Below are 22,316 nucleotides of genomic sequence, written 5' to 3' on the forward strand. Positions count from 1 at the left end.
TTGCGAAGCGACTACGGGTTTTCACAGGGATTGCTCGCGTTCCAGCAGCGCTTTTCGCGTGGCCGCGCTCTCCAATTGCTTGAGCCACCACTGCAGCGCGCGGCCCTCCTTGCCGTCGGGCGCGCGCAGCCAGGCATAACTCATGGGTACATGGCGCGGGGGGCGCTGCATGCGTTTTTCCACCAGCCGGCCGGTGATGACGTGGGGGCGCGCCAGGTATTCCGGCAGAAAGCCGCCGCCCAGGCCGCGCAGCTGCGCCTGGAGTTTTTCCTGCATGCCGGGCACGGTGAAGATGTCCTGCCCGCCCAGCAGCCCGACCGTGACGCCGCTGCCGCGCTGCACCGAATCGGCCACGGCCACGGCGCGGTGCGGCATCAGCATGGCGTCGGTCACGGGCTCGGGGGCCTGCGCCAGCGGGTGGTGGGGCGCGACCGCGTAAATGAAATGGATGCTGCCCAGGGTCTTGTGCTGCACCGCGGTGTTGACGGACGGCTCTATGGCCACGCCTATGGCCAGGTCGGCCTGGCCCGAGGTGAGTGCCTCCAGCGTGCCCGACAGCGCCTCCTCGCGCAGGCGCAGCCGGGTGGGCGGGTTCAGCGCGAAAAAAGCCTCGCACAGTTCCATCACCGTGGTGCGCGAAATCACACTGTCCACCGCCAGCGTGAGCTGCGGCTCCCAGCCGGTGGCCACGCGTTTGACCCGGTTGGCCACGGCATCGAGCTCGGCCAGCAGGCGGTTGCCCTCGCGCAGCAGCTCCTTGCCGGCCTCGGTCAGTTTGGCCTGGCGTGAGGAGCGGTCGAAGAGCAGCACGTCCAGCGCGTCTTCCACCTGGCGTATCCGGTAGGTCAGGGCGCTGGGCACCAAGCCCAGCTCGCGCGCCGCCGCCGCCATGCTGCCGGCGCCGTGGATCGCGCCTATCAGGCCCAGGGTTTCGGGCGTCAGGGCGTCACGCACCCGGTTGTTGATCGTTGCCATAAGAATGATTCAAATAATTTGAATGATGCCATCAAAGCGCAGCAATGGAAAGCCGGGGTCCCAGGCCTACATTGGAGTCATCGCCAACGCATCTCAACCAGCTCGAAAGGAGCACCTCATGATGACCTTAAGAACCTCCAGCGAACGCGGCTACGCAGACCACGGCTGGCTCAAGTCCTTCCATTCCTTTTCCTTCGCCGGTTATTACGACCCGGAGCACATGGGCTTTGGCAACCTGCGCGTCATCAATGAAGACCGCATCGCGGCCGGCCGCGGCTTCGGCACGCACGGCCACCAGAACATGGAAATCATCAGCTATGTGCTGAGCGGCGAACTCGCGCACAAGGACAGCCTGGGCAATATCAAGGGCATCCCGCCCGGCGACGTGCAGCGCATGAGTGCCGGCACGGGCGTGCAGCACAGCGAGTTCAACCATGCGGACGGCCAGACCACGCACTTCCTGCAGATCTGGATCGAGCCCAATGTGACCGGCATTCCCCCCAGCTATGAGCAAAAGACCTTTGCCGAGGCCGAAAAACGCGGCGCCCTGCGCCTGGTGGCATCACCCGACGGCGCCAAGGGCTCGGTGCTGATCCACGCCGATGCGAGGCTGTATGCGGGCCTCTTCGACGGCGCGGAAAGCGCCACGCTGGAACTGAGTGCGGCGCGCAAGACCTATGTGCACCTGGTCCGCGGGCAGCTCGAAGTCAACGGCCAGGTGCTCAAGGCCGGCGATGCCGCCATGCTGCAGTCGCAAGCCTCGCTGCAACTGGCCCATGGCCGGGACGCCGAAGTGCTGGTGTTTGACCTGGCACCGTAACCCACACCCAGGGCGAGCGCGAATGCGCATAAGCGCACGGCGCTTGCCCGGAGTGTTTTTTTCATCCATGATTTCCCCGTTAACTTACCTATAAGGACTCACCATGCTCAATTCCCTGCAAAACCCTCTCTCCCTGGTCGGCCGCGTGCTGCTGGCTTTGCTGTTTGTGCCCGCGGGCTTCAGCAAGATCGCCGGCTTCGCCGGAACGGCCGGCTACATCGCCTCCAAAGGCGTGCCGCTACCCGAAGTCGCCGCGGCTGCCGCGATTGCGATTGAGCTGGGACTGGGCCTGCTGCTGCTGGTCGGCTTCATGACGCGCTGGGCCGCGCTCGGCATCGCCTTCTTCACCGTGGTGATCACCTTCATCTTCCACAACTACTGGGGCGTGCCCGCCGAGCAGGCCATGATGCAGCAACTGATGTTCTTCAAGAACATTGCCGTGGTCGGCGGCCTGCTCACCGTGGCGGCCTGGGGTGGCGGTGCCTGGAGCGTGGACGCCAAGATCAAGGGTTAATCCTCGAAAAAACAGGGCTGCGGCGGGGGCTTTCACGCCCGGGCTGCAGCCCTTTTATTTGGCCTGGTTTCAAATTTCATTCTTCTTCCGCGAAAGATATTGAATGCCCAAAGTTGTCGTGATTTACCACTCCGGCTACGGCCACACCCAGCGCATGGCGCAGTCGGTGGCGGCAGGCGCCGGCGCCGAACTGCTGGCCATAGACGCCGACGGCAACCTGCCCGAAGGCGGCTGGGAGACGCTCGATGCCGCCGACGCCATCATCATGGGCTCGCCCACCTACATGGGCAATGTGAGCTGGCAGTTCAAGAAGTTTGCCGACGCCTCCTCCAAACCCTGGTACAGCCAGGCCTGGAAAGACAAGCTCTTCGCCGGCTTCACCAACAGTGCCGCGATGAACGGCGACAAGCTGTCCACGCTGAACTACCTGTTCACCCTGGCCATGCAGCACGGCGGCATCTGGGTCAGCCAGGGCATGCTGCCCAGCAACAGCAAGGCCGCGCTGCGCAACGATGCCAACTACCTGGGCTCCTACAGCGGCGCCATCGCGCAGTCGCCCTCCGATGCCGGCGCCGGCGAGATGTTGCCCGGCGACCTGGAAACCGCCCGCAGCTTCGGCGCGCGTGTCGCCGCCGTCGCCGCGAAATTCGCCGCCTGATTTTTTCCTTGCCCACAGGAACCCCATGACCATAGAACTCCAGCGAGACCTCGGCGCGGCCATGGCCCAGCAGGTGCATGTGCGCAGCCATGCCCTCAGCGCCGACGTCAGCGAAGCCGAAGGCGGCGCCGACACCGGCCCCAGCCCGCACGACCTCTACGACGCGGCGCTCGGCGCCTGCAAGGCCCTGACCGTGATGTGGTACGCCCGCAAAAAAGGCATCCCGGTCGAGGACATCCACACACGCATAGAGCGCGACGACTCGCAGGAACGCAGCGGCGTCTACAAACTCTCAGCCAGGCTGCAGATCAAGGGCGCCCTGAGCGACGCCCAGCTGCAGGAGCTGCACGCCGTGGCGCAGAAATGCCCGGTGCACAAACTCATGACCACCGTCACGACTGAAATCACCACCGAACTGGAGCGCCTGCCATGAAGCTTGCCCTGAAACTCACGGGCCACCACAAAGACCTGGGCGGCGGCTTTATGGTGCGCCGACTGCTGCCCGCCGCGCAGCAGCAGTCGGTCGGCCCCTTTATCTTTTTTGACCATTTCGGCCCGGTGACCGAGCAGCCCGGCACCAACCACGACGTGCGGCCGCATCCGCACATCGGCCTGGCGACGGTGACCTATTTGTTCGAGGGCGCGATGATGCACCGCGACAGCCTGGGCTCGGCCCAGCGCATAGAGCCCGGTGCCATCAACTGGATGACGGCCGGCCGTGGCATCGTGCATTCGGAGCGCGCGCCTGAAGACCTGCGCGGCAGGTCTTACGTGAACCACGGCCTGCAGCTGTGGGCCGCGCTGCCCAAGGAGTTTGAAGAAACAGCGCCCGGCTTTTCCCACACGCCGGCAGAGGCGATTCCGGCCACCACGGTGGACGGCGCCGCGGTGCGCGTCCTGATCGGCGAGGCTTTCGGAAAGACTTCGCCGGTCAAGACTTTTTCCAAGACGCTGTACCTGGATGTGGCCCTGGCCGCCGGCATGCCCTTCATGCTGCCGTCACTCGCGGAGCAGATGGCGATTTATTCGGTGGATGGCGACCTGATGGTGGACGGTGAGCCCCTGGCCATGCACACCCTGGCGACGCTGGCGCCCGGCGCGGCGGTGCAATTGAGCGCGGGTGTGCCAACCCGCCTGGTGGTGATAGGCGGCGATGCGCTCGATGCGCACCGCTTTATGTGGTGGAACTTTGTCTCCAGCCGCAAGGAGCGCATCGTGCAGGCCGGCGAGGACTGGGAAGCGCAGGCCATGGGCCAGGTGCCCGGCGAGACCGAATTCATTCCGCTGCCGGAACGGAAATTTTCGGCGAGCTGAGTCCGCGCCCGATCAGCTTCGCAGGTCGCGCGCCAGCCGCAGGCCGCTGAACTGCCAGCGCGCATCGGGCGGAAAGAAGTTGCGGTAGCTCGCGCGCATATGGCTTTGCGGCGTCGCGCAGGAGCCGCCGCGCAGCACAAACTGGTTGCACATGAACTTGCCGTTGTACTCGCCGACCAGGCCTTCCCAGGGCTTGTAGCCGGGGTAGGGGTTGTAGTTGGACTGCGTCCATTCCCACACGTCGCCAAACATCTGCGCGGGCAGGCCGCGGCTGCCTTCCTGCTGCGGCAGCGGGTGGAAAGCCGATGTCTCCACAAAGTTGCCTTGAGGCGCGGCGCCTGCCGGCAGGCCGCGCGCGGCGAGCTCCCATTCAAACTCGGTCGGCAGGCGGGCGCCGGCCCAGCGCGCAAAAGCGTCGGCTTCAAAATAACTGAGGTGGCAGGCCGGCGTGTGAGGGTCCACTTCAATCAGGCCTTGCAGCGTGAAGTGCTGGTAGCCGCCCTCGCCACCCTGCCAGTAAAAGGGCAGGCTGACCTTGTTTTCCGCGACCCAGTCCCAGCCCATGGACAGCCACAGCTCGGGGCGCTGGTAGCCCTTGTCGGCGATAAAGGCCATGATCTCGCCGTTGGTCACCGGCCGGCTGGCCAGCTCGAAGGCCGCAACATAGGCCTTGTGGCGCGGCGTTTCGTTGTCAAAGGCGAATTCGCCGTCGCGCGCGGCATCGTAGCCATGCTCCACCAGGCCGGCCTCATGGCGCAGCCATTCCACCGGCTGCGGGTGTATGCCGGCCAGCGGCCAGCGGCTTGCATAGGCCGGTCGCGCGGGGTTGAAGGACAGCGCGTGCTTGATGTCGGTCAGCAGCAATTCCTGGTGCTGCTGCTCGTGGTGCAGGCCCAGGGTCACGAGTTCCTCGAGTTCCTGGCGCCGCGCGTTGTCGGTGCCGGCCTCGACCGCGTCAATCACCGCCAGCATGCGCTGGTTGACCTGCGCGCGGTAGGCCAGCACCTCGTCCAGCGAGGGCCGGCTGATCAGGCCGCGTTTGGGCCGCGGGTATTTGTCGCCCACGCCGTTGTAATAGCTGTTGAACAGCACACGAAAGCCGGCGTCGAAAGGCGTGAAGCCGGGCTCAAAACGTTCGAGGATGAAGGTCTCGAAAAACCAGGTCAGGTGGGCCAGATGCCATTTGGCGGGACTGGCGTCGGGCATGGACTGCAGCTGGCAGTCTTCCGGGCTCAGGGGCTGTACCAGCGCTTCGGTCTGTTGGCGCAGGGCGATAAAGCGCCTGGCGAGCGGAGACAGGGAGGTGTGGGCAGCCTGCTGGCGTGCGGGGGAAGTGTCTGTGGGCATGGTGGCTACCGTAAAAAAGAGACGGCTGGCAGACGTGGGACGTTGTGGGACGCGAACGACTCAAAAGCTTCGCACGGGGTTTTGGGCTCAGCTGTCGGACAAGAGCCCGAAAACTTCGGACCTGCGGGCAGACGGCGGTGAGTTCAAAGGCTTCATGGGCGGATTGACCTGGGGTTTGAGCGCCGGGTCCAGCGCGCGGCGTTCGTCAAACACAAAACATTCACCGTCAAAATGCGCGTGCCCGCTTTCCTCGAAGTACTTGAGGATGCCGCCGTCCAGCTGCCAGACGTTCTCCACCCCGGCTTCGCGCATCAGGATGGCGGCCTTTTCGCAGCGTATGCCGCCGGTGCAAAAGCTCACCACGGTCTTGCCGGCCAGCTCCTGTTTGTGCGCCTGCAAGGCCTCGGGAAACTCGGTGAATTTGCGGATGCGCCAGTCGATGGCGTTGCGGAAAGTGCCGACGTCGGCTTCAAAGTCGTTGCGCGTGTCCAGCGTCACCACGGGACGGCCCGTGTCGTCGTGTCCCGTGTCCAGCCAGCGCTTGAGCGTGGCGGCGTCCACCGCCGGCGCGCGGCCGGCCGCGGGTTGCACGGCCGGGTGGTTCATGCGGATGATCTCGGGCTTGACCTTGACCAGCAGCTTGCGAAAAGGCTGGGCGCCGGACCAGCTTTCCTTGGCCTGCAGGTCGGCAAAGCGCGCGTCCTGTTTCAACCATGCCAAAAAATCATGAATATCGCCAGCCGGGCCCGCCAGGAAGAGGTTGATGCCTTCTTCGGCCAGCAGCACTGTGCCCTTGATGGCATGGCCCTGCAGCCTGCCCGCCAGGCTGGCTTGCAGCGCCTCGGGCTGGGCCAGCGCGACGAATTTGTAGGCCGCAATGTTCAGGATTTGCATGATGCGATCGATTGTAGGCAGGCATGCAAGGCCTTGCACCAGCCGGTGAAGTCTCAGCGGACAGACCCGGCCCTAAAATGGCCCCTATGTTTGTTCATTTGCGTCTCCACACCGAATTTTCCGTCGTCGACGGCACCAACCGCATCGATGAAGTCGTGGCCGCAGCGGCCGCCGACGGGCAACCGGCGCTGGCCATCACCGACCTGAGCAACCTCTTCGGCACCGTCAAGTTCTACAAGGAAACCCGCGGCGCGGGCGTCAAGCCCCTGATAGGCGCCGACATCTGGGTGCAGGTGCCGGGCAAGGACGCCGGCACGCCTGCCGCCCGCCTGCTGCTGCTGGTGCAAAGCCGCCAGGGCTACCTGAACCTGTCCGAGATCCTCACGCGGGCCTGGACCAAAAACGTGGTGCGCGACCAGGCGGTGGTCAAGCTCGAATGGCTGCAGGAACTGGGCGAAGGCCTGATCGCCCTGTCGGGCGCGCAGGGCGGCTCCGTGGGGCAGGCCCTGCTGCAGGGCGACAGCGCCCGCGCCGCGGAATGCGCGCTGTATTTCGCGGGCCTGTTTCCGCACCGCTTTTACCTGGAACTGCAGCGCGCCCAGCGGCCCGATGACGAGCGCCATGTGGCCGCCGCCGTCCAGCTGGCGGCGCGGCTCAAGCTGCCCGTGGTGGCCACCCACCCTGTGCAGTTCCTGACCTACGACGACTATGAGGCGCATGAAGCGCGCGTCTGCATCTCCGAAGGCGAGATCCTGGGCAACACGCGGCGCGTGCGCAAGTTCACGCGCGAGCAGTACTTCAAGTCGGCCGAACAGATGCAGGCGCTGTTCGCCGACGTGCCCACGGCCCTGGCCAACACGCTGGAGATCGCCAAGCGCTGCAACCTCACGCTGGAGCTCGGCAAGCCCATGCTGCCGGACTACCCGACGCCGGAGGTGGGCGGCGTGCGTATGCCCATCGACGAGTATTTCCGCCAGGCCTCGTTTGAAGGCCTGGAAGAGCGCCTGGCCCACCTGTACCGCGATGCGGCCGTGCGCGACCAGAAGCGGCCCGAGTACGTGAAGCGGCTGGAGTTCGAGATCAACACCATCCTCAAGATGGGATTCCCAGGCTACTTCCTGATCGTGGGCGACTTCATCAACTGGGCCAAGAACAACGGCTGCCCGGTCGGTCCGGGCCGGGGCTCCGGCGCGGGTTCGCTGGTGGCCTATTCGCTCAAGATCACCGACCTGGATCCGCTGCAGTACAACCTGCTGTTCGAGCGCTTCCTGAACCCGGAGCGGGTGTCCATGCCCGACTTCGACATCGACTTCTGCCAGAGCAACCGCGACCGCGTGATCGATTATGTGAAGGACAAATACGGCAAGGACGCGGTGAGCCAGATCGTGACCTTCGGCACCATGGCGGCGCGCGCCGCCATCCGCGACGTGGGCCGGGTGCTGGATTTTCCCTACGGCTTTTGCGACGGCATCTCCAAGCTCATCCCCAACAAGCCGGGCCAGCACATCACGATTGAACAGGCGAAAGAGCAGGAGCCCGTGCTCGCCGAGCGCGAGCGCAAGGAAGAGGACGTGCAAACCCTGCTGGCGCTCGCGCAAAAACTCGAGGGCCTGACACGCAACGTCGGCATGCATGCCGGGGGCGTGCTGATCGCACCCAGCAAGCTGACCGATTTCTGCCCGCTTTACGCCCAGCCGGGCAGCGACTCCGCGGTGAGCCAGTTCGACAAGGACGACGTGGAGGCCATTGGCCTCGTCAAGTTCGACTTTTTGGGCCTGGCCACCCTGACCATCCTGGAGATCGCCAGGGAGTTCATCATCGCGCGCCACCCGGCCCAGAAGGACTTCAAGTTCGAAGACCTGCCGCTCAACGACCGCAAGGTCTACGAACTCTTCGGCCGGGGCCAGACCGAAGCCGTGTTCCAGTTTGAAAGTATCGGCATGCAGCGCATGCTGAAAGACGCCAAGCCGGACCGCCTGGAAGACCTGATCGCGATGAATGCGCTGTATCGCCCGGGGCCCATGGAGCTGATCCCGACCTATATCGCGCGCAAGCAGGGCAAGGAAGTACCCGAATACCCGGACCCGCGCGTCAAGGCCATCCTCGAGGAGACCTACGGCATCATGGTCTACCAGGAGCAGGTGATGCAGACCGCGCAGATCCTGGGTGGCTACTCGCTGGGCGGCGCCGACTTGCTGCGCCGCGCCATGGGCAAGAAGAAAAAAGAGGAGATGGACGCGCAGCGCGCGATCTTCCGCAAGGGCGCGGGCGAGGGCGGCCTCAGCGAGGAAAAGGCCGACGAGGTCTTCGACTTGATGGAAAAGTTCGCGGGCTACGGCTTCAACAAGTCGCACTCCGCCGCCTATGCGCTGCTGGCCTACCACACGGCCTGGCTCAAGGTGCACTACACCGCCGAATTCTTCGCCGCCAACATGACGGTGGAAATGGACGACACCGACAAGCTCAAGGTGCTGTTCGGCGACGCGCAGAAGATGGGCATACAGTTCGAGTCGCCCGACATCAACCGCGGCGACTACCGCTTCGAGCCCATCAGCGCGACCTCGGTGCGTTACGGCCTGGGCGCCGTCAAGGGCACCGGCCAGCAGGCGATTGCCGCGATCGTCGCGGCGCGCAAGGAAGGCGGCCCCTTTACCTCGCTCTACGATTTTTGCGTGCGCGTGGACCGCAGCCGCCTGAACAAACGCACGGTGGAAGCCTTGATCAAGGGCGGCGCCTTCGACAACCTGCAGCTCAACCGCGCCTCGCTGCTGGCCTCGGTGGACCGTGCTTTTGAGTTCGCCGCCGCGACCGAGGCCAACGCCAACCAGGGCGGGCTGTTCGACATGAGCGACTCGCACGCCGCCAGCACCCAGGAGCCGCCGCTGGTGGAGGCCATGCCCTTCGGCGTGAAAGCGCGCCTGGTGCAGGAAAAAACCGCGATCGGCTTTTACCTCTCGGGCCATTTGTTCGACGAGGTGGAGACCGAGGTGCGCCAGTTCGCCAAACGCAAGATCGAGGACCTGATCGACTCGCGCGAGCCGCAGTTGCTGGCCGCCATCCTGAGCGACCTGCGCATCATCAACGGCAACCGCGGCAAGCTGATCATCTTCAAGCTCGACGACAAGACCGACGTGCTCGAAGCCTCGGTGGACGAGGCGCTGTTCAATGCCAACCGCAACCTGCTCAAGGACGACGAACTGGTGATCGTGCAGGGCACGTTGCAGGGCGCGTCCGAGCGCTTTGGGCGCCGCTTCAAGGTCACCCAGGTATGGGACCTGGAAACCGCGCGCTGCAAATTCGGCAAGTACCTGCGCGTGGCCGTCAACGGCAGCGCGCCCGATATCTCGCGCATGGTCAGGGATTTCCCGCCGCGCCGCGAAATGTCGGAGCAAGGCGAGGTCAGCCGCGGCCTGCCGGTGCGCCTGAGCCTCAGGCGGCAAAACGAGGTGGGTGGCGCGACGGCCGAACTGCATCTGGGCGAAGCCGCCAGGTTTTTCCCGACCGATGCGGCGCTGGCCAGCTGGATGGCGCAGGCCGACAGGGGGCTGGTGCAGATCGTTTACGAGTGAGCCGGCCGCCCATGCCCATGGGCTCCGACAAGGCCGAGGCCTGTGTTGACGCCTGGCTCTAGTTGTGCGGCTTTATTTCCAGGATCAAGGTGGTGTCGGGTATCCGGCCGTCGACATCCTTGGGCATGACCCGGGTTCGGATGATGGCGTTGATAGCCGCCTCATCCCAGGCCTTGTTGCCGCTGGATTGAATCATGCGCTGGCTGATGATGGTGCCGTCCAGTGTCACGCGTACTTCCACCTTGGAAGTTGGATTGCCTTGAATTTCCTGTGTGAACACGATGTTTGGCATGACCACGGCCCTGACGATGGCTCCATAGGTCGTGGAACCGCCGCTGGATTTTTGCGCCGTACCCTTGGAGTCAGCATTGCCCGTGGCGCCGGCCATGCCGGTGATGCGGCGCAGGTTCTCCTGGCGCTGTTTTTCCGCGGCGGCCTGGACGGCCTTTTGCTGTGCGGCGTCCTTGTTGTCCTTCTGGGCTTCGAGTTTTTTGGCGTCTTCCGCGGCCTTGCGTTTGGCCAGCTCTTCCTTGGCCTTCTTGTCGGCGGCTTTTTGTTTTTCCAGCTCTTTGTCTTTCTGGGCCTGCAGCTCAGCTTTCTGCTTTTCTTTCAGGCGCTCGGCCTCGGCCTGTTTTTGTTCCTGCGCGAGCTTGCGTTTCTTTTCCTGCTCCAGCGCGATGTCCACCTTGGGTGCGGGTGGCGGTGGGGGCGTCCTGGCTTCCGGGGTGGGCGTTGGCGGGGGAGGGGGCGGCGTGGGCACTTCGACCGGTTTGGGCGCGGCCTGCTGGGCCGGAACGTTGGTCCACAGCTCGGCCTGGAAGGCAACGTCGGGCGTGCTGCGTTTCCAGTTGACGCCCCAGGTCAGGGCGGCGATCAGCAGGGCATGGGCGAGCAGCGCCAGCGCGAAGGCACGGCCCGACCCGCCGTCCCGGGGCGGGAGGAAGTCTAGGCGGTCTGCGGCGCTGGGCATGGCGGGTTGCGGGCGGCCTGCTGGCTACTTGCTGCCGGTCTGCACCGACAGGCCCACGCGCGAGACACCGGCTTTTTGCAGGTTGTCCATGACCTGGACCACGGTTTCGTACTTGATGGATTTGTCGGCGCTGATGACCACGGGCACGGCCTGCGCGCCCTCGGCCTTCACGCCCGGCTCCAGTTTCGCGATATCGGCCGCGACGTTGCGCACATTGCTGGGCACGCTGTCGGTCTTGATCTTGATCTGCACGGCTTCATCCTTGCCGATCTGGATCTGCACCGGGTTTTGCGGCTGGCTGGGCGCCCGGCCGACCTTGGGCAGCGCGATCATGCTGGGCGTGATCAGCGGCGCCGTCACCATGAAGATGATGAGCAGCACCAGCATCACGTCGATGAAGGGCACCATGTTGATCTCGCTGATGGTGCGCCGGCCGCGGCCCCGGCGGGAATTGACTGCTGGCATCGCTGTCTCCTCGTAGCTCAGTGGCCGGAAGGCGAGTGCGCGCCCAGGTTGCGCTGCAGGATGTTGGAGAACTCCTCGATGAAGGTCTCCAGCCGGTTGGCGACGCGGTCTATGTCGTGCGAGAAGCGGTTATAGGCGACGACGGCCGGAATGGCCGCGAACAGACCGATGGCGGTGGCCACCAGTGCCTCGGCAATGCCGGGCGCCACCGTGGCCAGCGTGACCTGCTCCAGGGCCGCCAGGCCGGTGAAGGCGTGCATGATGCCCCAGACCGTGCCGAACAGGCCCACGTAAGGCGATACCGAGCCGACGGTGGCCAGGAAGGACAGGTTGGACTCGATGGCGTCGAGCTCGCGCTGGTAGCTCGCGCGCATGGCGCGGCGCGCGCCGTCCAGCAGCGTGCCGGGGTCGGTGATGTGGCGCTCGCGCAGCTTCTGGTATTCACGCATGCCGCTGGCAAAAATCCGCTCCATCGCACCCGAATGCTTGGCGTTTTGCGCGGCACCGGCGAAGAGGTCGTTCAAGCTGGTGCCCGACCAGAACTCGCGGTCGAATTCGTCGTTGAGTTTCTGCACGCGCTTGAGCGCGACGATCTTGCGGAAGATCGCGGCCCAGCTGGCGATGGACACGCCGACCAGCAGCGCCACGACGGCCTGCACGACCCAGCTGGCGTTGAGGATGAGGCTGACGATGGACAGGTCTTGGTTCATGTTGTGGCCGTATCGGTTTTTAAGCTGTCAAGAATGGAAGCCGGAATGCGCCGTGGCTGAAGGCTGGCGGCGTCGACCCAGCCGATCCTGATGGTTCCTTCGCAGAGCAAGGGCGCCTGCTCTGTTTTTAATAGCACCTGCTGGCTGATTATCATGGACGCGCGGCCGGCTTCGACCAGGCTTGCCGTAACAATCAGTTCATCGTCCAGCCGGGCGGAACGATGGTAACGGATGCTGGTTTCCGCCACCACGAAGATACCGCCCGTGCTTTCCCGCAGGCGCTGCTGTTCAATACCGAGTGATCTGAGCCATTCGGTGCGCGAACGTTCAAAAAATTTCAGATAGTTTGCGTAAAAGACGATACCGCCGGCGTCGGTGTCTTCCCAATAGACCCTCAGTGGCCAGCTGAATGTGGCCCCCACGCTTTTCACTTCGTGTAATACGCTGCCCCCCGAGGGGGGCGCTGCGCCTGCGGTCTGGCGAAGCCAGTCCCGCGGCCCCTGCTTGAAAGGATTGCCGTCTTCGGTTGGCTTGATCTTCTTCTGGCTAGGCAAGGACAAGCTCCAGACGGGCCACGGCTTCCTGCAGCTGCGCCATGGAATTGGCCGTGGAAAAGCGGATGAATTGTTCGGGTGCCGCATGGCCGAAATCGCGGCCCGGCGTGACGGCCAGGTGGGCGCGCTTCATAAGTTCGAACGCGAAGTCCCAGCTGCCGCTCACGCCCAGGCGCGCGGCGGCCCGGGTGCAGTCGGCATAGGCGTAGAAGGCGCCGTCGGGCATCACCGGCACCGTCAGGCCCAGGCGATTCAGTTCGGGAATGAAGTAGTCGCGGCGCGCCTTGAATTCGGCGCGGCGGCGTTCGTATTCCCGCAGGCTTTCGGGCTCGAAGCAGGCCAGCGCCGCATGCTGGGCCACGGTGCTGGGGCAGATGAAGAGGTTTTGCGCGATGCGCTCTATCACCGGCGCCAGTGCTTCGGGCACCACCAGCCAGCCCAGGCGCCAGCCGGTCATGTTGAAGTATTTGCTGAAGCTGTTGATGCTGATCACGCTCTGGCCCAACTCGCCGGGCATGGCCAGGGCCGAATGGCCGAAATGCTCTTCGTAGCTCAGGCCCAGGTAAATCTCGTCGATCAGCGTGATGCCGCCGCGGCCGTGCACGAACTCGTGGATGCGCTGGAGTTCTTCGGGCGCGATGGAGGTGCCGGTGGGGTTGGAGGGCGAGGCCAGCAGCACGCCGCGTGTTTGCGGCTTCCAGGCGGCCTCGACCTTTTCGCGGGTGAGCTGGAAGCGTTCGGCCGCGGTGGCCGGCACCAGCACCGCATTGCCTTCGGCGGCGCTGACGAAATGCCGGTTGCAGGGATAGCTGGGGTCGGGCATCAGGATTTCATCGCCGGCCTCGATCAGCGCCAGGCAGGCCAGCTGCAGCGCGGCCGAGGCGCCCGCCGTGATGATGATGCGGCCGGGCGCGACTTGAGCGCCGAAACGCGCGGCGTACCAGGCGCTGATGCGCTCGCGCAGCGCCGGCAGGCCGGTGGCCTGGGTGTACTGCGTGTTGCCCTGCGAGATCGCGCGGGCGGCGGCCTCCTGCACCAGGGGCGGCGCGGTGAAGTCGGGCTCGCCGATGTTCAGGAAGATCATGGGCCGGTCGCTGTGGGCGAATTCCTGCGCCAGCGCCGAGGCCGCCTTGGCGACCTCCATGACATAAAACGGCTCAATGCGTTGAGCCCGCCGGGCGATTTTCACGGCAGGCCTTTCACCGGGCGGCTTGTCGGGCTTTGTCGGCGGCGACTTCGGCGGCGCGAAGGGCGGGCGCCATCTTGTTAAGCACGCCGTTGACGTATTTGTGGCCGTCGGTGCCGCCGAAGGCCTTGGCCAGTTCGATGCACTCGTTGATCACGACGCGCCAGGGCACATCCAGGCAGTGGGTGAATTCGTAGGCGCCTATCCACAGCACCGCGTGCTCGATGGGCGAAATCTCGGCCATGGGCCGGTCCAGCAGGGGAACAATGCCGGCGTCCAGCGTTTTGGCGTCGGCGATGCAGCCGTGCAGCAGCGCGTCATAGTGGGCCGAATCGGCCTTGTGAAAGCCCGCGAGGTCGCGTGTGAAGGCGTCTATCGAGTCGGCCTCGTTGCGGCCCACCAGGTGCTGGTAAAGGGCCTGCAGGGCGAATTCGCGCGCGCGCGTGCGCGCCGATTTGTCGGCGGCTTTTTTGACGCCGGTATCGGTCAGGCCGGTGCGGGTCTGCGGCGGGCGTTTGGGTTTGATGATGGGTTCAGCCATGAAAAGTGCCAGTCAGGTTAAGGGGGTGGGCGCAGTGCTCGGCAAGCGGCTTGGCGCGCTCAGGCAATTTCATTGATCAGGTTGGCCATTTCGACGGCCACGCGCGCGGCGTCGCGCCCTTTTTCCTCCTGGCGGGCCTGGGCCTGCGCGAGGTTTTCGGTCGTCAGGATGGCATTGGCGATGGGCAGCTGGTAGTCCAGCGCCAGGCGCGTGACGGCGGCGCCGCTTTCATTGGCCACCAGCTCGAAGTGGTAAGTCTCGCCGCGGATGATGCAGCCCAGGGCGATCAGCGCGTCGTACTTGTCGCTTTCGGCCAGCGCCTGCAGCGCGCAGGGCACCTCCAGCGCGCCGGGCACCTTGACGTGGCGAATGTTGTCCTCGTGCACGCCCAGGGCCGCGAGTTCGTGCTTGCAGGCCTCGGCCAGAGCGTTGGTGACGCTTTCATTGAAGCGCGCCTGCACGATGCCTATGGAAAGTTTTCTGCCGTCCAGTTTGTCGGCCGTACCTTTTTCTGCTCCGAACACGGTGATTCCCTTTTGATTGATTTATAGGTTGACGGGCTGGCGAAAAGCTCAGTCCCGGGTGATGTAGCCGACGATTTCTAGGCCGTAGCCCGTCATGCTGGGCATGCGGCGCGGGTTGCCCATGAGGTTCATGCGGTGCACGCCGCATTCGCGCAAAATCTGCGCGCCCACGCCGTAGGTGCGCAGGTCCATGCGGCCGCGCTCGGGCGCCTGGCTGGCGCGTGCCGTGCCTTCGAACTGGGCCAGCAACTGCGCTGCGCTTTCGCCGCAGTTGAGCAGCACGGCCACACCCCGGCCCTCATCGGCGATGTGTTTGAGGCTCTGGTCCAGGCTCCAGGAGTGCATGGGGCGGCCGGTTTCCAGCACATCCAGCACCGACAGCGGCTCGTGCACGCGCGCGGCCACGATGTCATCGGCCGACCATTCGCCCCTCACCAGGGCCAGGTGCAGGCCTTGGCTGGGTTTGTCGCGAAAGGCGTGGGCGGTGAACTCGCCGAAGGCGGTCTGCAGCGTGCGGCAGCCGATTTTCTCGACCAGGGAGTCGTTGCGGCTGCGGTGCTCGATCAGGTCGGCGATGGTGCCTATCTTCAGGCCGTGCTCGGCCGCGAAGACCAGCAGGTCGGGCAGGCGGGCCATGGTGCCGTCGTCCTTCATGATCTCGCAGATCACGGCGGCCGGCGAGCAGCCGGCCATGCCGGCCAGGTCGCAGCCGGCTTCGGTATGGCCGGCGCGCATCAGCACACCGCCGTCCACCGCCTGCAGCGGGAAGATGTGGCCGGGCTGCACCAGGTCGCTGACCTTGGCGGTTTTGGCGACGGCGGCCTGCACGGTGCGGGCCCGGTCGGCGGCGGAGATGCCGGTGGTCACGCCTTCGGCGGCTTCGATGGAGACGGTAAACGCCGTGGAGTGTTTGGTGCCGTTGCGCGTCGCCATGGGCGGCAGCTGCAGCAGCTCGCAGCGTTCGCGGGTCAGGGTCAGGCAGATCAGGCCGCGGCCGAAACGTGCCATGAAATTGATGGCCTCGGGCGTGACGTGGTCGGCCGCGAGCACCAGGTCGCCTTCGTTCTCGCGGTCTTCCTCGTCGATCAGGATGACCATGCGGCCGGCGCGCATGTCGGCGACGATGTCTTCAACAGGGGAAATGGCAGTGCTCATGGTTCAGGGCTTTTTGAGTGTGTTGTTGTGGGTGTCGCCCAGCATGCGCTCGACGTAGCGCGCGATCAGGTCGATTTCGAGGTTGACCTGGGAGCCGGCGGCCAGCCGGCCCAAGGCGGTGTTCTGCACGGTATGCGGGATCAGGTTGATGCTGAGTTCCGTGCCTTCGGCCTGGTCGGTGACCCGGTTGACCGTGAGGCTCACGCCATTGACGGTGATGGAGCCCTTGTAGGCCAGGTATTTGCCGAGTTCGCGCGGAGCCAGTATGCGCAGCTCCCAGCTTTCACCGACCTCGGCGAAATGCGTGACGCGGCCTATGCCGTCGACATGGCCCGAGACGATGTGGCCGCCCAGGCGGTCATGGGCGCGCAGGGCTTTTTCGAGGTTGACGGTGCCGGTTTCGGCCAGGCCCGTGGTTTTGGCCAGCGATTCGGCGGAAATGTCGATGGTGAAGCGGTTGAGGGCAAGGTCCAGCGTGGTGGCTGTCATGCAGGCGCCGTTGAGCGCGATGCTGTCGCCCAGGCCCACGTCGTCAAGGTAACCCGCAGGCGCCTCGATGGTGAGCCGCTTGCCGTGGTCTGAAGAGCTGCCCAGGCTTTGGATGGCGACGATGCGCCCCAAGCCGGTAATGATTCCGGTAAACATGCGCTATTTTCGCAGGGATTCAGGCCGGGGCGTGGGGAAAGGCCACTATTGCCCTGTAAAAGCGGCCCAGGCCGCATCAAACCTGGTTAGAACTGATCCCTGCCTACGCCGCGGGCCAGCACGCGCAGGTCCGGGCCTACCCTTTCGGCGGACTGGAATTGCAGGGCCACGGCATCGCTGAGCTGTTCCAGGGGGCCGAACGAGGCCATGCCCATACCCGGGCCCAGCAGCCTGGGCGCGAGGTAGACCAGGAATTCGTCGACCAGCCCTTCGCGGACCAGGGAGCCGTTGAGCTTGCTGCCGGCCTCTATGTGCAAGTCGTTGATTTCGCGGCGCGCCAGGTCTTTCATCATGGCAGCCAGGTCCACTTTTCCGCGGGCGCCGGGCAGGCAGGTTACCGTGGCGCCTTTGGCCGTCAGGGCGGCCTCTTGTGGCGCACCCTGAACCGCGGTGTAAATCCACACCGGTCCGCCGCCCTCGAAAATCTTCGCGTCCAGTGGTGTCTGCAGCAGGCTGTCGACGATCACGCGAAAGGGCTGCCGGGGCGTATCCACCAGCCGGACATCCAGCCGGGGGTTGTCCTGCAGCACCGTGCCTATGCCCGTCAGCACGGCGCCGGCCCGGGCGCGCCAGGCATGGCCGTCGGCCCGGGCTTCGGGCGAGGTGATCCATTGGCTTTGTCCGTTGGCCAGGGCGGTGGCGCCGTCCAGCGAGGCGGCGATTTTCATGCGCACCCAGGGGGTTTTGCGGACCATGCGGCTGAAGAAGCCGATATTCAGTTCCCTGGCCTCTGCGGCGCCCGCGCCCACTTCCACCGCGACGCCGGCTGCGCGCAGGCGCTCAAAGCCCTGGCCGGAAACCAGCGGATTGGGGTCCGCCATGGCGGCGACAACTTTGAGGATGCCCGCGGCAATCAGGGCGTCGCAGCAGGGGCCGGTGCGCCCATGGTGCGAGCAGGGCTCCAGGGTGACGTAGGCGGTGGCGCCTTGGGTGGGCTGGCCTTGGGCCGCCGCATCCCGCAAGGCCATGATTTCCGCATGGGGGCCGCCGGCCTCTTGCGTGTGGCCGGTGCCTATGGTTTGTCCCGCGGCGGATACCAGCACACAGCCAATGCGCGGATTGGGCGATGCGCTCAAGGGCGCCTTGGCCGCGGCCTGCAGGGCGGTCTGGATGAATTCGAGGGCGGAGGCTGTATGGATGGGCTGCTGCATTGTGTCCTGCTGCGGCCTCATCAGGGACGGGGCCTAGTGCTTTAACGCCAACATTCCGCGATCAGGGAGGCGGTCGCGCCTGCGGCGGTGATGCCTCTGGCTCCCGACTGCGTCATGGTGAAGCCGCCGCACTTGTCGTTGGCCATGCTGGCCGTGCTCAAAGGACGCATGATAAGCGTGAATGTGCTCGAAGTGGCGCTGCTGGGACCGGCGCCGGTGTTGGAGATCGCATAGAGCTGGGTGCCTTCGGCGGGCGCCCTCAGCAAGGCGGGCGGCATGGTCGCCCAGATGGTTTGCGCGCCCGTGCGGTCCGCATCGTAACGGTCATTGGCCGCATAAAAGCGCTGCATGTACTGCGCGGCCTGGGAGAGTTGCGCCCGCGCCGCGGCACGGTTGCCGCGCGCGATGTAGCTCTGGTAGGAGGGCAGGGCGATCGCGGCCAGCAAGCCGACTATCGCCACCACGATCATCAGCTCAATCAGCGTAAAGCCCGCCGAGCCGCTGTTTTTTTTCAATTTGGTCATCATGGGACGATTCTCTTTGTAAAAGCAGCGATTTTCAAGCTTAGTTGGCACGCGGGAACAGTTGGCGCCACGAACGGTTCAGGACGGAGCCTGGGCATTCGCCGGGGTGGGCGGCCCGGTAAGCGGCGCTGCTGCAGTTGGCTGTCGTGCATTCGCTGGGATGCGCTGCAGCGTAAGCCGCGTCGGCGCAGCTGCCGCATTCGGCAACGTGGGCCACCGCATAGGCCGGGTTGGTGCAGTCCTGGGGCGGGGGCGGGTTGCCCGTACGGACCTTGATGTGGCCGCTGGAGTTCTGCACGTCCTTCACCCCGGTGTCTTCACCAATCGAGTTGAGGATGGTCAGGACCACGTCCGTACCGTCGGCCAGCGAGGTGTAGGCGCAGACATTGGCATCGCTGCCGTTGATTTGTCCGTCGGCATTGGTGTCCAGCGTGCCGCCCGTGCGGCAAGAGGCGGTCAGGGGATTGATGTAGAAGCTCAAGGCATTGCTGGTAGAGGCCAGGCAGCTCGATGAGCTGGCCTGGGGCGCGACCGTATCGATCTTGACGATATCGCCCTGTATCTGAAGCGGATAGATGTCCCGCTGGCCCGTGAACACATTGAGGGGCAGTTTCCAGCCGCGCCGTGTGGCCCAGTCAAGGCTGGTGACCGCCGGATTGTTGAAGCTCACGGTGTAAAAGCCCGTGACGCCGCCGCCGTTGATGGTGTTGCCGGTGCTCGGGTCTATGCCGACCGTGACGGCGGTGGCCTTGAGGACCTCCAGCTGGGAGTCAAGAACGGTGTCGGTGCCCGTCGAACCGAAGGGCTTTTTGTCCCACAGGCCATAGGCCGCCTGGACGGGCGTCGTGACGGCGGGATCGCCGGCTTCAAACAGCTTGCCGGTCGCCACGGAAACCAGGTAGCTTGGCAGGAAGCTGGGCTGGTCGACCCGCTCAAGGACAGCCGGCTGGGCGGTGATGGGCAAGGGCGTGACGCCGTTCAGCGCGGTGAACAGTGCGACGCCGCCGTTACCCAGGCCCCAGGCGGAGGATGTGGCGCCGCTCAGGTCGAATTTCCACAACCGGCCTTGCAGGTCGCCGGCATAGGCGCCGATGATCTGCTGCTTGGCGTTGTACACCAGGCGCACGCCGCCAAGTCCATTGGCGAGCGTGTTGTCGGTCTTGATTTCCTTGAGCAGCTTGCCGGTGCCGGTTTCGACGATGAAGAGGCTGGCTTTGGCGGATTTGCTGTCGTAGCCGTTGCCGAAGATGGTCACCCAGTCGCCGCTGACCGTGATGCCGCTCTGGGGCGTGCTCAGCACACTGCCCAGTTCCGCGAACGAGGTGGTGGAATTACCCGGCATCACCGGGAATGCCGGGTCCGGATTGAGTTCCCACAAAACCGCCTTGCCATTCATGTTGACGGGGTCGGTGGCGTTCAGCGCGAAGACGGACTTTGCGCCGGCGCCGGTGGTGCCTATGACCAGGTTGCGCCATCCCGTCGACGTGCCGCCGGCGGTCAGGTTGGGGGTGGTCAAATAGGCGTCGACCTCAGTCAACGGGCCGTCCACCGAGTAGGTGTGGGCATAGGTGTAGCCGCTGTCGGTCAGGGCTTCCAGCTTTCCGAGCACGGAGCGTGGGACATAGGCAAAGAGTTCGCGGCCACCGACGGCGGCGCCGTTACCTTCGCCGAAGGCGTGCAGCATGCCGTCATTGGCGCCCACAAACAGCACGCCTTCGGGGCGCGCCGCCTTGGCGGCCATGTAGGCGGCATAGGTGGTCAAGCCCGGGGTGGATGCCGGCAGCTTCTCATACTGGGGGTTGGTATTGTTCTTGATGAAGGACGGTGTCGAGTTGACGATGTCGCCCAGAACCGCGGGCCGCTTCCTCATGCCCGCGCCTTCCTTGGTGCGCACGCCGCGCAGGTAGTCCACCATGTCGGAGGTCACCGCATTGCTCATCTGCATATTGGTGTTGGTGCCCTTCAGGCTGTTGGCCGCCGTGGTGATGTTGGTGTAGGTGAAGTCCAGGCCTTGCTTGGCCGCATCGGTCCAGACAAAGATCTTTCGGGAAGCCGGGGCGGGCAGCGTGGTGACGCCTGTAGGCTGGCCGTTGCCGTCGGTGGCGATGACCTGCCATGCCACGCCGGCGCTGTCGCCATTGGCGGTCAGGTTGACCATCTGCACATTGCCCCACCAGGTTCCGCTGGTGTAGTAGGGCACAAATTTCTTGGTGCCCGCGGTCAGTGTCACGGCGGACGCCGCCACACCGGCTTGCGAGAACTGCTGGCTTGCGATACTGCCGATGACGTTGCCCAGGTCGGTCGCGAACTGTTGCGCATCGGTCACCGTCAGGAAGTCGCCGCCGCCGTTGTGGGCGGCATGGCGCATGTCGTCAATCGTCGTGACGGTGTTGAGCACGGGCGTGGCCCAGTTCAGGTTGCCGAGCTTGGCGCTGGCCACTTCGGCATTGGTCATCTGGCCCGGGGCGCCGAAGCTGACCATGTAGCTGGTCATGTTCTGCCAGAACGGCGGGGCGGCGGGATCGCCGGTACCGTTGTCATTCGCGAGGTCGCCGCGCAGGTCGGTGGCCCAATACTTCAGGGCGATGTCGGCCAGCGTGTCGGCGGTGCCGCTGGTGCCGTTCGCCTTGTCAGATTTGCCTCGGTTGCGGATGTCGGTCTTGTCGCCTGGCTTGTACTGGTAGGTTTTGGTCGAATCCAGCGCATGGGTGTATTTGGTTCCCAGTGTGCTGTCGACATCACCTACGCCTCCGGGCGCGGCATCGGTGTAAAAACCGTCGGTGATCAGCATGGAATAGGAGCGGCGGCAGGACAGGTGGCTGGCCGCGGTTTCACCGGCCGGGGGCGACCAGGGCTTGGATCCCCAGGGGCCGCTGTTGGCATTGTTCTGGTAGTACTTGCCGACCCTGTCAAGCGCGCCGCGCAGCGGCGTGCCGCCACTGGCCACGCGTGCGTCAAGCCAGGCGTAAAAGGCGGGTTTGGCTACACCGAAATCCGTCATCGTATTGGGCGTGCCGTTGATGTCGCCATAGGCCAGCCGGAAGTTGTCCGCCTGGCTCGCGAAGGCTGCGGACAGGCCGGTCTTTGCCGAACTGATACGGTCTATGTGGTACATGCGCCAGTTGGCGATGTTCTGGCGTTCTTCGGCAAAGGTGCAGGTGGCACCAGCGCAATCCGTGCGGGTGCCGCCATGCGGCCCGAACGGGTTGGTGCTGCCGCTGCCGGCAGTATTGGAGCCATTGAACTGGAACTTGCTGTTTGTAACTTTGTAGCTGTCGTAGTTTCCGGTATTCGAGAGGGCGGCGGACGTGGTGAAGGTTGTCGGGTCGACGCCTGTTTTCGGCAGGAACATGGTCACGACCGAGTTGTTATCCACTGCGGCGTTCCCTTGGAGAACACCCCCGACATAACCTGGTGAATAGACCTTTTTGGGGTTGTAAAACAGCAGGTTGTTGACAGGGGAACTCTGGCGAGGGTCGCCGCTGCCAATGCAATCCACATGAAAGCCCGGAATGCTGGTGGAGCCGGGGGACTCGGCGAGCAGCGCGGCGGTGACTTGCTTGGCATAAACGCATTCCCAGTCCATGGAGCCCGAGGTATCCAGCACCAGCGCGATATTGGGCCTGACGTTCACGGTTTTGGACAGCAGCGGCTCTTGCGCGACGACCGCGAACGAGCTGTCCGCCGCGATCAGCGCGGCCGCGTAAAACGCGACGTTGCGCATAAAGGAAAATTTCATG

At 64.8% G+C, this 22,316-nt stretch carries 21 protein-coding genes; 6 read left to right on the forward strand and 15 right to left on the reverse strand.

The window, feature by feature from the left end:
* Positions 1-21: 21 nt before the first annotated feature.
* Positions 22-975, reverse strand: coding sequence for a LysR family transcriptional regulator (locus tag AC1D09_RS06820; RefSeq protein ID WP_477664018.1), 954 nt, complete (start codon positions 973-975; stop codon positions 22-24).
* A 118-nt stretch (positions 976-1,093) separates the two neighbouring features.
* Here AC1D09_RS06820 and AC1D09_RS06825 point away from each other — a divergent pair, with 118 nt between their 5' ends.
* The 5 genes from AC1D09_RS06825 to AC1D09_RS06845 all read left to right on the forward strand — a co-directional run bounded on the left by AC1D09_RS06825 (position 1,094) and on the right by AC1D09_RS06845 (position 4,281).
* The gene (locus AC1D09_RS06825) at positions 1,094-1,795 is read left to right on the forward strand and encodes a pirin family protein (RefSeq protein ID WP_477664019.1); all 702 of its coding nucleotides are present in this window, start codon (positions 1,094-1,096) and stop codon (positions 1,793-1,795) included.
* Between the two features lie 103 nt (positions 1,796-1,898).
* Positions 1,899-2,309, forward strand: a complete 411-nt coding sequence (locus AC1D09_RS06830) for a DoxX family protein (RefSeq protein WP_007872570.1) — start codon at positions 1,899-1,901, stop codon at positions 2,307-2,309.
* 103 nt (positions 2,310-2,412) lie between these two features.
* Positions 2,413-2,967, forward strand: coding sequence for a flavodoxin family protein (locus AC1D09_RS06835; RefSeq protein WP_477664020.1), 555 nt, complete (start codon positions 2,413-2,415; stop codon positions 2,965-2,967).
* Positions 2,968-2,992: 25 nt separating this feature from the next.
* Positions 2,993-3,400: an OsmC family protein gene (locus AC1D09_RS06840; RefSeq protein ID WP_477664021.1), complete on the forward strand. Its 408-nt coding sequence runs from the start codon at positions 2,993-2,995 to the stop codon at positions 3,398-3,400.
* Complete coding sequence (locus tag AC1D09_RS06845; protein ID WP_477700985.1) at positions 3,397-4,281, forward strand: pirin family protein; 885 nt, start codon at positions 3,397-3,399, stop codon at positions 4,279-4,281. Before AC1D09_RS06840 ends, AC1D09_RS06845 begins: the two co-directional genes overlap by 4 nt.
* Before the next feature lie 12 nt (positions 4,282-4,293).
* On the opposite strand, the gene egtB is transcribed toward AC1D09_RS06845, so the two are convergent.
* The gene (gene egtB / locus AC1D09_RS06850; RefSeq protein WP_477664023.1) at positions 4,294-5,628 is read right to left on the reverse strand and encodes an ergothioneine biosynthesis protein EgtB; all 1,335 of its coding nucleotides are present in this window, start codon (positions 5,626-5,628) and stop codon (positions 4,294-4,296) included.
* Between the two features lie 87 nt (positions 5,629-5,715).
* Positions 5,716-6,522: a sulfurtransferase gene (locus AC1D09_RS06855; RefSeq protein ID WP_477664024.1), complete on the reverse strand. Its 807-nt coding sequence runs from the start codon at positions 6,520-6,522 to the stop codon at positions 5,716-5,718.
* Positions 6,523-6,608: 86 nt separating this feature from the next.
* Between AC1D09_RS06855 and dnaE the strand changes: the two genes are divergently transcribed.
* Entirely contained in the window at positions 6,609-10,091 is a 3,483-nt protein-coding gene (gene dnaE / locus AC1D09_RS06860) for a DNA polymerase III subunit alpha (RefSeq protein ID WP_477664025.1), read from the forward strand.
* Positions 10,092-10,149: 58 nt separating this feature from the next.
* On the opposite strand, the gene tolA is transcribed toward dnaE, so the two are convergent.
* The 12 genes from tolA to AC1D09_RS06920 all read right to left on the reverse strand — a co-directional run bounded on the left by tolA (position 10,150) and on the right by AC1D09_RS06920 (position 22,315).
* Positions 10,150-11,061, reverse strand: coding sequence for a cell envelope integrity protein TolA (gene tolA / locus AC1D09_RS06865; RefSeq protein WP_477664026.1), 912 nt, complete (start codon positions 11,059-11,061; stop codon positions 10,150-10,152).
* A gap of 24 nt (positions 11,062-11,085) precedes the next feature.
* Complete coding sequence (locus AC1D09_RS06870; RefSeq protein WP_477664027.1) at positions 11,086-11,526, reverse strand: biopolymer transporter ExbD; 441 nt, start codon at positions 11,524-11,526, stop codon at positions 11,086-11,088.
* Between the two features lie 17 nt (positions 11,527-11,543).
* Complete coding sequence (gene tolQ, locus AC1D09_RS06875; RefSeq protein ID WP_477664028.1) at positions 11,544-12,236, reverse strand: protein TolQ; 693 nt, start codon at positions 12,234-12,236, stop codon at positions 11,544-11,546.
* Positions 12,233-12,667, reverse strand: coding sequence for a tol-pal system-associated acyl-CoA thioesterase (ybgC, locus tag AC1D09_RS06880; protein ID WP_477664052.1), 435 nt, complete (start codon positions 12,665-12,667; stop codon positions 12,233-12,235). Before ybgC ends, tolQ begins: the two co-directional genes overlap by 4 nt.
* Positions 12,668-12,782: 115 nt before the next feature.
* Entirely contained in the window at positions 12,783-13,979 is a 1,197-nt protein-coding gene (locus AC1D09_RS06885; RefSeq protein ID WP_477664029.1) for a pyridoxal phosphate-dependent aminotransferase, read from the reverse strand.
* Positions 13,980-13,989: 10 nt separating this feature from the next.
* Entirely contained in the window at positions 13,990-14,517 is a 528-nt protein-coding gene (gene nusB, locus AC1D09_RS06890; protein ID WP_074575392.1) for a transcription antitermination factor NusB, read from the reverse strand.
* Between the two features lie 59 nt (positions 14,518-14,576).
* Positions 14,577-15,041, reverse strand: a complete 465-nt coding sequence (ribH, locus tag AC1D09_RS06895; RefSeq protein WP_477664030.1) for a 6,7-dimethyl-8-ribityllumazine synthase — start codon at positions 15,039-15,041, stop codon at positions 14,577-14,579.
* Between the two features lie 48 nt (positions 15,042-15,089).
* Positions 15,090-16,196: a bifunctional 3,4-dihydroxy-2-butanone-4-phosphate synthase/GTP cyclohydrolase II gene (ribBA, locus tag AC1D09_RS06900; RefSeq protein ID WP_477664031.1), complete on the reverse strand. Its 1,107-nt coding sequence runs from the start codon at positions 16,194-16,196 to the stop codon at positions 15,090-15,092.
* A gap of 3 nt (positions 16,197-16,199) precedes the next feature.
* Positions 16,200-16,841, reverse strand: coding sequence for a riboflavin synthase (locus AC1D09_RS06905; RefSeq protein WP_477664032.1), 642 nt, complete (start codon positions 16,839-16,841; stop codon positions 16,200-16,202).
* Between the two features lie 86 nt (positions 16,842-16,927).
* Positions 16,928-18,052, reverse strand: coding sequence for a bifunctional diaminohydroxyphosphoribosylaminopyrimidine deaminase/5-amino-6-(5-phosphoribosylamino)uracil reductase RibD (ribD, locus tag AC1D09_RS06910; RefSeq protein ID WP_477664033.1), 1,125 nt, complete (start codon positions 18,050-18,052; stop codon positions 16,928-16,930).
* A gap of 41 nt (positions 18,053-18,093) precedes the next feature.
* Positions 18,094-18,567, reverse strand: a complete 474-nt coding sequence (locus AC1D09_RS06915; protein ID WP_477664053.1) for a type IV pilin protein — start codon at positions 18,565-18,567, stop codon at positions 18,094-18,096.
* Between the two features lie 49 nt (positions 18,568-18,616).
* Positions 18,617-22,315 (reverse strand): pilus assembly protein, encoded by a 3,699-nt coding sequence (locus tag AC1D09_RS06920; protein ID WP_477664034.1) that lies wholly within the window; start codon positions 22,313-22,315, stop codon positions 18,617-18,619.
* Position 22,316 lies beyond the last annotated feature (1 nt).

The organism is Polaromonas sp. P1_A2 (assembly GCF_056406895.1).